The 9,157-nt window shown below is 64.7% G+C and carries 10 protein-coding genes; 4 read left to right on the top strand and 6 right to left on the bottom strand.

Features of this window, described 5'->3' with window-relative positions; translation table 11 throughout:
* Positions 1-2: 2 nt before the first annotated feature.
* Positions 3-2,027: a TonB-dependent receptor gene (locus DZK26_RS12105; protein ID WP_116898967.1), complete on the bottom strand. Its 2,025-nt coding sequence runs from the start codon at positions 2,025-2,027 to the stop codon at positions 3-5.
* Positions 2,024-3,328, bottom strand: coding sequence for an MFS transporter (locus tag DZK26_RS12110; protein WP_116898966.1), 1,305 nt, complete (start codon positions 3,326-3,328; stop codon positions 2,024-2,026). The genes DZK26_RS12105 and DZK26_RS12110 overlap by 4 nt, the downstream gene beginning before the upstream one ends.
* A 35-nt stretch (positions 3,329-3,363) precedes the next feature.
* Here DZK26_RS12110 and DZK26_RS12115 point away from each other — a divergent pair, with 35 nt between their 5' ends.
* From DZK26_RS12115 to DZK26_RS12125, 3 genes are read left to right on the top strand one after another with little or no spacing between them, the layout of a single operon-like run.
* A complete protein-coding gene (locus DZK26_RS12115; protein ID WP_116898965.1) occupies positions 3,364-3,846 on the top strand; it encodes a YiiD C-terminal domain-containing protein in 483 nt (160 codons plus the stop codon).
* Positions 3,839-4,249, top strand: a complete 411-nt coding sequence (locus tag DZK26_RS12120) for a hypothetical protein (protein ID WP_147306706.1) — start codon at positions 3,839-3,841, stop codon at positions 4,247-4,249. The genes DZK26_RS12115 and DZK26_RS12120 overlap by 8 nt, the downstream gene beginning before the upstream one ends.
* A gap of 45 nt (positions 4,250-4,294) precedes the next feature.
* Positions 4,295-4,936: a ParA family protein gene (locus tag DZK26_RS12125; RefSeq protein ID WP_116898963.1), complete on the top strand. Its 642-nt coding sequence runs from the start codon at positions 4,295-4,297 to the stop codon at positions 4,934-4,936.
* A 10-nt stretch (positions 4,937-4,946) separates the two neighbouring features.
* On the opposite strand, the gene panC is transcribed toward DZK26_RS12125, so the two are convergent.
* The 4 genes from panC to pcnB are packed head-to-tail and all read right to left on the bottom strand — an operon-like array spanning position 4,947 to position 8,411.
* The gene (gene panC / locus DZK26_RS12130) at positions 4,947-5,801 is read right to left on the bottom strand and encodes a pantoate--beta-alanine ligase (RefSeq protein ID WP_116898962.1); all 855 of its coding nucleotides are present in this window, start codon (positions 5,799-5,801) and stop codon (positions 4,947-4,949) included.
* Positions 5,801-6,604 (bottom strand): 3-methyl-2-oxobutanoate hydroxymethyltransferase, encoded by an 804-nt coding sequence (panB, locus tag DZK26_RS12135; RefSeq protein ID WP_116898961.1) that lies wholly within the window; start codon positions 6,602-6,604, stop codon positions 5,801-5,803. The genes panC and panB overlap by 1 nt, the downstream gene beginning before the upstream one ends.
* The gene (gene folK, locus DZK26_RS12140; protein ID WP_116898960.1) at positions 6,604-7,137 is read right to left on the bottom strand and encodes a 2-amino-4-hydroxy-6-hydroxymethyldihydropteridine diphosphokinase; all 534 of its coding nucleotides are present in this window, start codon (positions 7,135-7,137) and stop codon (positions 6,604-6,606) included. The genes panB and folK overlap by 1 nt, the downstream gene beginning before the upstream one ends.
* Complete coding sequence (gene pcnB / locus DZK26_RS12145; protein ID WP_181918463.1) at positions 7,134-8,411, bottom strand: polynucleotide adenylyltransferase PcnB; 1,278 nt, start codon at positions 8,409-8,411, stop codon at positions 7,134-7,136. Before pcnB ends, folK begins: the two co-directional genes overlap by 4 nt.
* A 160-nt stretch (positions 8,412-8,571) precedes the next feature.
* On the opposite strand from pcnB, the gene fdxA reads away from it, so the two are divergent.
* Positions 8,572-8,895 carry a ferredoxin FdxA gene (gene fdxA / locus DZK26_RS12150; protein WP_116899050.1) on the top strand — a complete coding sequence of 108 codons (324 nt, stop codon included), beginning with the start codon at positions 8,572-8,574 and terminating at the stop codon, positions 8,893-8,895.
* The last annotated feature ends 262 nt before the right edge of the window (positions 8,896-9,157 follow it).

Below are 9,157 nucleotides of genomic sequence, written 5' to 3' on the forward strand. Positions count from 1 at the left end.
CTTCAGCCGTCCAGCATCCAATTGAGGGTCAAGTACGCGCTGCGGCCCGCGCCGGGAAAGTAGCGGTAATTGCCAAAGGCATAGTCCGCCCGCTCAGCGTAGCGTCGATCGAACAGGTTGCGCAGGCGAAGGCCGATTCGCCACTGTTCGGCCAGGGCGTATTCACCGGACACATGCACGAGGGTGTGACCCTCGTATCGGCGGGTATTGTCGGCATTGAGCCAGTACTCGCCGGTGTGCTCCGCAGCCACTTGCGCGGTAAGCCCGCCTGCAGGCCGCCAGGTCAGATCGGCGCTGGCCATACGCCGCGGTGCGGATGAAATCGTCTGGCCGGAGACGATTCGCTCGCCGCCGAGGTCCCGGTCGAAGCGGTACCAGTGAACCGCATAGCTCCCTCGCGCGCCGATATCGAGCGTCTCGGTCAGCGGGTAGCGCAGTGAAAACTCGATACCGCGATGCCCCGACTTCCCGTCGCTGACGTTAAAGCCCTCGCTATCGCGGAAAATGTAGTTGCGCTTGCGCTGGTAGAAGGCGACCAGTTCCCAGTCCAGCCGGCCGTCTCTCCGGACACCCAGCTCGATGGCGTCGAGCTGCTCGGGGTCGAGATCGGCCACATCCTGGCCGCGTTGCAGTCGATACAGCTCGGTCGCCTGCGGTGCCCGAAAGCCACGCGCCAGGCGCAACCAGGCCTGGCCACCATCGAGTTCGCGGCTCAGTGTCAGTTCGGGTGCGAGCTCCAGGAAGTCGTCACTGCGGTCGGCCGGTCGGTTGTAGAGACAGCCGCCGAGATCGCAGGCAGTACCGTCCTCGGCCAGGTTGCCGGTCGACATGCGGTTGTCGTAGTCGTAGCGGATCCAGTCGGCATGCACACCGGCCCGCAGGTCCCAGTTGCGATCCAGTTCGAAACGCCGGGCCAGGTAGCCGCCCAGACGCTGTCCGTCGACCACGTAGTCGTAGTGCCGGCCGGGCGGGCGAATTTCGGCCAAGAAGGGTGGGCCTTGCGTGGGTCCATCCTGGGCCTGCGACAGATCACCGCGAAACAGCTCGGCATCGATACCCCAGTCCCAGCCGCTGTCGGGATCGGTCCGGTCATACTGGATGCCGGCCGAGATCTGGCCATTACGCTCGAGCGGCTTGCCGGGCAGGAAATGCTGCAGGAACGTCATGTCCGATCGTCTGGCAAAGCCGCTCAGGCGGTGTTCAACGCCTTGCCCGTCCAGCCATTCCCGCCGGGAGATTACCCGAACGGCGCTGGCCTCCCGATAGGCCTCGGGATTCAGGTTGACCCGGCGGAGTTCTGGATCCTCAAAAGCGCGAAAGCCCAGGGTGTAACCGGCCGTGTCCTGGTCCATGCGCGCAGCGCTGACGATCGTGCGCCACTGTCCGCCGTCGATGGGAACGGCATGCTGCAGCGTGGCGAGCTGGTGTTCGTAGCCCTCGTCGATCCGGAAACTGCCCGCGTCGGTGGCGGTGAAATCGATGCCGACAGTGCCCGCTCCGGCCTCACCGGTCAGTGACGCGCCCAGCCGGTAGTAATCGTTGCTGCCGGCTTCAAACCGAACACGGTTCTCCGGGTTGGCCAGCGGTGATCGGGGCATGATGTCGATAACGCCGTGCAGGCCACCCGAAGCATGCCCGATACCGCCGGGACCGCGCAGAACGCTGACGGCCTCGGCCTGGGCAATATTCACCTCGAAGAGATTGTTGACGTTGCAAAAGCCGGGCGGCCGGATGGGGATGCCGGCTTCGAGAATCAGCAGCGCGCCGCAGCCACCCGCCCCGGACAGGATCGGCGAACGGATGGCAGTGAGATGCTCCTGGCCGCTGCCGCGCGTGACCCATGTACCCGGCAGGCGCGAGAACAACTCGGCCGGGTGGGTCGGCTCAATCCGCCCGATCTCGTCTTCGGAAAGCGTCGCCGTGGCCTGCGGCGCTTCCGACGTGATGTCGCGACCACGAACCTGAAGTCGCGGCAGCTCGTCGGACTCAGTGGCCAGAGCCGCCGCGACCAGAAGTTCAATCATCATGAAGCCTCAATCTCCTTTCGGTGAAGCCGGGCAAGCATCACGAATGTGACCGCCCCGCCCAGGGTCAGCAGGAATGGAAACAGCAGCACGAAACGACCCAATCCGGCTTCCAGCGATTCCAGGAACTGGTAAACGCCCACCCCCACCAGGGGGGCGATCAGGCCGCGAACGCCGGTCAGTGTCACATGGATGCCCATGTAGAGTGTCGACTGGTCGTCCCTGGCGAAATCGTTGTGGCCGAGATTCCAGCCCAGCTTGCCGCCGGCGAAGGCCATGCCGAGTGACAGCGCGCCCACCCAGAACAGCCACTTGAGGCCGAAGATCGTCGCCGAGAGAAAGAAAAGCATGGTGATCACGAACATCCAGGCCTGGCGGGCGCGGTAGTCCAGGATATGTACGGCATCCAGCCGTCTGGCCCAGATCGGCGTGAAGATCGACAGCATGATCAGCGGCAGGGCCGTGGTGATCATCACCTGCTGGAATCGCTCGAAGCCGAACTGCTCGTTGAGCAGGACAACCAGCAGTGCGATGACCATCAGGTTGCCGCTCCCGAAGGCGAACATCGTGATCATGTAGCGCCGGTACCAACGATCACCCCTGAGAATCTCGAAGGCCGCGCGAAGCTGCCCGCCGCTGCGGTCGCGTCGCTGATCGAGTTCCTCGTTCTGGATTCTGCGGCCACCGCGAACCCGGGTGGCCTGGTATCGCCAGGCCGCTGCCAGCCCGACCACGCCGGCGATCGGAAACGCCAGGCGCCAGACTTCCGGCCACCAGTTCATGAGCAGGCCGATCACCGCCGCCGTGGCGGCGATGGTCAAAGAATAGATGATGGTGATCCAGCCGGTGATGCGGGCACGCACCTGGCGCGGGAAATTGGCGCGCCAGATGGCGGCACGCAGGGTGATCACGCCCGCCCAGGCCAGGCGTGCAACGAGCATGCCCAGCGTAATCAGCACCAGCCCGAGCACATTGGTCGGCGCGAACGCCATCAGGATCAGGAACGCGCAGGTCACCGCCATCAGTCGCGCGACCCAGGCCGGCTTGTTGCGCCCTTCGGCCAGACCGGAAATCCACAGACTGACGATATTCGCGAAAGCCGGCGATCCGGCAACCAGGGCGACGCAGAGGTTGACCCAGACGGCATCGGCGACCGGAGCGAAATGCGTCTTGACCACGACCCCGACCAGACCACCCTCGAGCGCGCCCAGGGCAACCGCCATGGCACCGTTGGTGCGCACCTCGCGCGGCATCAGCGTCCGGGCGACGTAGGGCAGCGCGGATGGTTCGGAAGCGGCGGGCATGAGGCTATTTTACGGTATGACGCTAGAATGACCGAATGGATACACAAATCGACGAAGCCGACTGGCTCGAACACACGCTCACGACCGATATTCCGCTTGGCGGTGCCATGGCCTTGTCGGTCAGCCGCCTGGATACCGAGGGCGTGGAGCTGACCCTGCCGCTGGAACCAAGCATCAATGACAAGGGCACGGCCTTCGGCGGCGCACTGGCCAGCGCCATGATCCTGGCGGGCTGGTCGCTTCCACGGCTGCTCTTGCGCCGGGCGAACATTGACGCCGACCTGGTTATCGGGCGCTGCGATATCCGTTTCATCGCACCCGTCGGGCAATCGTTTCGGGCCACCTGTCGCTGGCCGGATGAAGCGGCCGTGCAAGCTTTCCTGGCGCGCCTGCGCGATCGCGGCCGCGCCAGCCTGGTGCTCGAGCCCGAACTGCGGGTCGGCGACAAGGTGGCGGCAACGCTCTCGGCGAAGTATGCTGCCCTGATGAGGGACAGCGAGGGAAAAGCCGATGCGTAAGTTATTGATTCTCCTGCTGGCAGTATTGCTCCTGGCCGCCTGCGCCGGCGGCAACCAGGCGCAGCGGGAGCGCCAACAGGCCATGGACCGGTGGCAGGACATGGTGCGCTGGAGCCAGTATGACGGCCTGGTCGACATGATCCACCCCGACTGGCTGGCCGCAAACCCGATCCGCGACCTGGAATTGCGGCGGCTGCGGCAATTCAGGGTTACCGAGTATCGGGTACAACGTGTCCTCGCCGAACCCGACGGCCAGCGCGTGGAGCGCGATGTCCAGATTCGGTTGTATCATGTCCATAGCGCCCGCGAGCGCGTGATCCAGCACCGCGAAGTGTGGCGCTACGACGAGAAGCGGGAACGGTGGCTGCTCCATTCCGGGCTGCCCGACCCGCGCCAGACCTGACGGGGACACTGCCAAGGGATCGAAACACAACGGAGGGCCGGAGTCATGCGAACCATCGCCATCGTCAACGCCAAGGGTGGATGCGGCAAGACCACCATCGCCACATCGCTGGCCGCCGCCCTGGCCTGGGAAGGACACGCCGTCGCACTCGGCGACATGGACCCGCAGCAGTCAGCCACCGACTGGCTGGCGCTGCGTCCCGAAGAATATCCGGAAATCATTCCCGCCGAGCCCCACAAGGGCCAACTGCGGGCACCCCCGGAATCCGACACGCTGGTACTCGATACGCCGGCGGCCGTGGGCAGTCACGAACTGAACAATATCGTGCGTCGATCACAGACGATCCTGGTGCCCGTACTGCCGTCGCCGGTGGACATGCGCTCGGCGTGGCGTTTTCTCAATCACCTCCTCGACCTCAAGCCGGTCAAGAAGGGTCATGTGCGGGTCGGCCTGGTGGCCAATCGCGTCAAACCCTACACCATCATCTTTCGGGAGCTGACCGGCTTTCTCGACGATTTCCGCGTTCCCGTCGTCGGCCAGCTCAGGGATTCGATGAACTACGTGCGCGCCTTCGAACGGGGCCTTACCGTCTCCGACCTGCCGCCCTATCTGGCCTGGACCGACTGGGAGCAATGGGAGGAAATCATGAGCTGGATCCGGAGCAAGAAGTCGGTGGGGAAGGGATGAGTGTGAAGTGTTAAGTGTTAAGTGTTAGGGGTACCGGGAGGTTGTCGATCAACCTTGCCTTGCCCAGCCAGGCGGCGCCGAACACACGGCTGGGTACGCCGGCCTTCGGTTCGCCCAGATCTTCGGCTGAGCGCCATTCCAGATAGTCCGGCCTGAAACCGGCCGCCCGCAGCCCTTCGAGACCCCACCGCTTCAGCGACTCGAAATCCCCGCCCGCGGCCAGCTTCCCGGCAAGTCCATCGAGCACGCGGTAGAGCATGGGCGCGACCGCGCGTTGCTCCTCGTCGAGATAGCCATTGCGCGAACTCATGGCCAGTCCGTCTTCCTCGCGCACGATGGGTGCGCCGTGAATCTCGACCGGCAGCGCAAAGTCGCCTGCCATCTGCCTCAGAATCAGCAGTTGCTGGTAATCCTTCTCGCCGAAGACGGCGACGTCGGGCGCCACCTGGTTGAGCAAGCGCAGCACCACCGTCGCCACGCCATCGAAATGCCCCGGGCGCGAGCGGCCGCACAGGCAGTCCGACAGGGCCTCGGGCACGTGCACCATGAAAGGCGGCTCGAGCGGGTACATGGTTGCGACCGACGGCGCCCAGACCAGGTCACAGCCGACCGATTCCAGCGCATCGAGATCGGCTTCGAAGGTCCGGGGGTAGGCATCGAAATCCTCACCGGGCCCGAATTGCGTGGGGTTGACGAAAATCGAGGCGACGGTCGCCTCGCAATGCCTGCCGGCTTCCTCCACAAGGCTGAGGTGGCCGCGGTGAAGATTGCCCATGGTGGGCACGAAACCGATGCGATCACCGCGCTCACGCAGCCTGCCGACCGACTCGCGCAGCTGGGGCAAGGTCTCGTCAACGCGCGGCATCACTGCCAGGCGTGTTCGACCGTCGGAAACCGGCGCTCGCGAACCGCGGCCACGAAGGCCTCGAGCGCCTCGCGCACACTCCCCGCCTCGGCGAGAAAATCATGCACGAACTTCGGGGCGCGACCCGGCGAAATGCCGAGCATGTCGTAGAGCACCAGAACCTGCCCGTCGACCTCGCTGCCGGCACCGATGCCGATGACGGGAATGGCCAGGGACTGCGCCACCTCCCGCGCCAGCGGCACCGGAACGCATTCGAGTACCAGCATGGCTGCGCCGGCTTCGGCCAGGCATTCGGCGTCGTCCTTCAGGCGCCTTGCCAGCACCTCGTCACGCCCCTGCACCCGATAGCCGCCAAGCTGGTGCACGTGCTGCGGCGTCAGACCCAGATGCGCACACACCGGTATGCCATTGGCAACCAGCGCACTCACGGTCCCGGCATGCGCCGCGCCACCTTCGAGCTTGACCATTTGCGCGCCGGCACGCATCACGGCAGCGGCTGAAGCCATGGCCGTGGGTTGGTCGTGGTAGCTCATGAAGGGCAGATCGGCAATCAACAGGGCACGCTCAAGCCCACGCCGCACGGCCTGCGTGTGATAGGCCATGTCGTCGACAGTGACTGGCAGGGTGGAGTCCCGTCCCTGGATGACGTTGCCGAGCGAGTCGCCGACCAGCACGCAGTCCACGCCGGCCGAGTCGATCAACCCGGCGAAGCTGGCGTCATAGGCCGTCAGCATCGTTATGGGGCGGCCTTCGGCCTTCATCGCAGCCAGCGATGGAACGGTAACGGGACTCGCGGCGGTCATCAGCGTTTCTTTGCGTCGTCGTTCGGGGGTAAGTAGCCCGCTTCGGGACCCGGCCGAATGCCGGCGCGCTCATTATCGTCCAGTTGGCCAAGCAATGCATCCGCACGACCCCGACCCGGGATGACCAGATCCGGGGCCAGCTCGAGCAGTGGCACCAGAACGAAGGCGCGTTCGTGCAGGCGCGGATGGGGCACGGTCAGCTCGGGGCCTTCGATGCATTGATCGCCGTAGAGCAGGAGGTCGAGATCGATCACCCGCGGCCCCCAGCGGCGTTTACTCCGTTCGCGCCCCAAATCGCGCTCGATGCCCAGCAGGCCGCGCAACAGCTCGCCAACCGTCAGTGCGGTTCGCACACGGGCCGCGGCATTGAGAAACTCGGGCTGGTCGGTATCACCCCAGGGCGGCGTGAAGTAGTAACGGGAGACAGCGCACAAATGTGTGTCGCTCAAGCGATCAATGCGCCCGAGCGCCGCATCCAGCGTGGCGGCCCGGTCGCCCAGGTTGGCGCCGAGACCGATCCAGGCTTCGATCAAGACGCGGCCGACCGTCGCTTCCGGGGGCGTCGACGCTTGCGCTTACCCCCGCCCGGCGCGGCTCGCGCCATTTCCTGGCGATCGCCGCCATCAACTTCCTGGAAGGCGGTCCACCAGTCGGCCAGTTCCTGGAGCTCGGGGTTTTCCAGTGCCCGCAGCAACAGGAAATCGTAGGCGGCACGAAAGCGACGCTCGGCCATCAGGCGCTTGGGGCGCTTGCCGCGGCGTTTCTCGAAGCGCGGCTGGAGGCACCAGATTTCCTTGGACATGCTGGAAAAGCGGCGATGAATGGCCACACGTTCGGCCTGCTCGGCGATCGCTTCCTCGCCGGCGGCCGCGAGTGCTTCGACCGGCGGCAGCCCCTCGCCGGTGAGTTCTTCGGCACGCTGTTCCACGCGCCGCCACAGAAAGGCGGCGAACAGGAAAGCCGGGGTAACGGGCTTGCCTTCGGCAACGCGCTGGTCGGTGTTTTTGAGCGCCTGCTCGACCAGTGCCGGCGGATTGCCCGGATCATCGAACAGGTTGGGGAACAACGGCTCCCAGAGATTGAACCCGACCAGCGCCTGGAAGGTCGCCCAGGCCTTGCCGCCCATGAGCAGCTTGAGAATCTCGTCGAACAACCGCGCCGGTGGAATGTCGTGCAGCAGTTCGGACATTTCCGGGATCGGGCCGGCGGTGGGCGGATCGAGCTCGAGCTCGAGCTTGACCTTGAAACGCACGGCACGCAGCAAGCGAACCGGGTCTTCGCGGTAGCGGGTCACCGGATCGCCGATCAGCCTCAGGCGGCGCTTGAGCAAGTCCTCGAAACCGTCCACGTAATCGCGAATGGTGGACGTCTCCGGATCGTACATGAGGGCATTGATCGTGAAATCGCGCCGGCGCGCATCCTCCACTTCGCTGCCCCAGACGTTGTCGCGTACGAGCCGACCCTGATCGACTTCGCGATGTTCGTCCTTCCCGCCTTCACCGGTGCCGCGAAATGTCGCCACCTCGATGATCTCGCGCCCGAAACGTACGTGAGCGAGCCGAAAACGCCGGCCGATCAGGCGGGCGTTGCGAAAGACTTCACCGACCTGCTCGGGGGTGGCGTCGGTGGCAACATCAAAGTCCTTGGGATCGTGGCCGAGCACCAGGTCACGGATACTACCGCCCACGATATACGCCAGGAAGCCGGCTTCCTGGAGCCGCTCGACCACTTTTCGGGCGTTGGCGCTGACGCGATCCGGACGAATGCCGTGTCGCTTCTCGGGGATGATGCTTGCCTTCTCAGACAATGGCCAGATTTCCGTTCCGGGATTTTGTTGGTTGATGGCGCACGCCGGCAAAAGCCGGAAGCGCAACTGCTAAAATACAGTCTATCATTTGCCCGCCTCCTCCCCCACCATGGGAGCCCTGAAGGCGGGCAAACCTGGCAACGAACCCGGAATCCCGCACATGACCTTCGTCGTTACCGAAAATTGCATCAAGTGCAAGTACACCGACTGTGTTGAAGTCTGCCCCGTGGACTGTTTTCACGAGGGGCCGAATTTTCTGGTGATCGATCCGGAAGAGTGCATCGACTGCACCCTGTGCGAACCCGAGTGCCCGGTGCAGGCGATCTACCCGGAAGACGACCTGCCCGCGGATCAGCGCGAGTTCCTCGAAATCAACGAAGAACTTTCGAGGGAATGGCCGGTAATCGCCGAAATGAAGCCGGCACCGGACGACGCCAAGGAATGGGAGGACGTTCCGGGCAAGATCAAGTACCTGGAACGCTAAGGAACCCGGAGGAACCTCTGAACAACTCTGCGCGGGCGCGACGGTGCCTTTGCGGGAGGCTCCGGTTTGGCTTCGGCGAGCGTGGTTTGGTGGGCCCAAATGAGCGAGCCGAAACGAAGCGGAGGCCCCGCAAAGGCACCGGCCCTTCGGGTTTCGCCGGAAATGCCGCATCCCGCGCACGCGCTTTTCCTCGCTGCGCCCCTCGGCCGTAGCTACGGCTACTGTCACTCGGGTCGCACCACACGATCTGCGGCATTTCCGA

Origin of the sequence: Wenzhouxiangella sp. 15190 (assembly GCF_003417465.1) — a bacterium.
In the GTDB taxonomy this organism is placed as follows: domain Bacteria; phylum Pseudomonadota; class Gammaproteobacteria; order Xanthomonadales; family Wenzhouxiangellaceae; genus Wenzhouxiangella.

Bases quoted from the DNA above. Each gene is read 5' to 3' on its own strand.
- fdxA (WP_116899050.1), top strand. From the start codon at position 8,572: ATGACCTTCGTCGTTACCGAAAATTGCATCAAGTGCAAGTACACCGAC.
- DZK26_RS12120 (WP_147306706.1), top strand. From the start codon at position 3,839: ATGCGTAAGTTATTGATTCTCCTGCTGGCAGTATTGCTCCTGGCCGCC.
- DZK26_RS12105 (WP_116898967.1), bottom strand. From the start codon at position 2,027: ATGATGATTGAACTTCTGGTCGCGGCGGCTCTGGCCACTGAGTCCGAC.
- DZK26_RS12110 (WP_116898966.1), bottom strand. From the start codon at position 3,328: ATGCCCGCCGCTTCCGAACCATCCGCGCTGCCCTACGTCGCCCGGACG.
- DZK26_RS12125 (WP_116898963.1), top strand. From the start codon at position 4,295: ATGCGAACCATCGCCATCGTCAACGCCAAGGGTGGATGCGGCAAGACC.
- panB (WP_116898961.1), bottom strand. From the start codon at position 6,604: ATGACCGCCGCGAGTCCCGTTACCGTTCCATCGCTGGCTGCGATGAAG.
- DZK26_RS12115 (WP_116898965.1), top strand. From the start codon at position 3,364: ATGGATACACAAATCGACGAAGCCGACTGGCTCGAACACACGCTCACG.
- panC (WP_116898962.1), bottom strand. From the start codon at position 5,801: ATGCCGCGCGTTGACGAGACCTTGCCCCAGCTGCGCGAGTCGGTCGGC.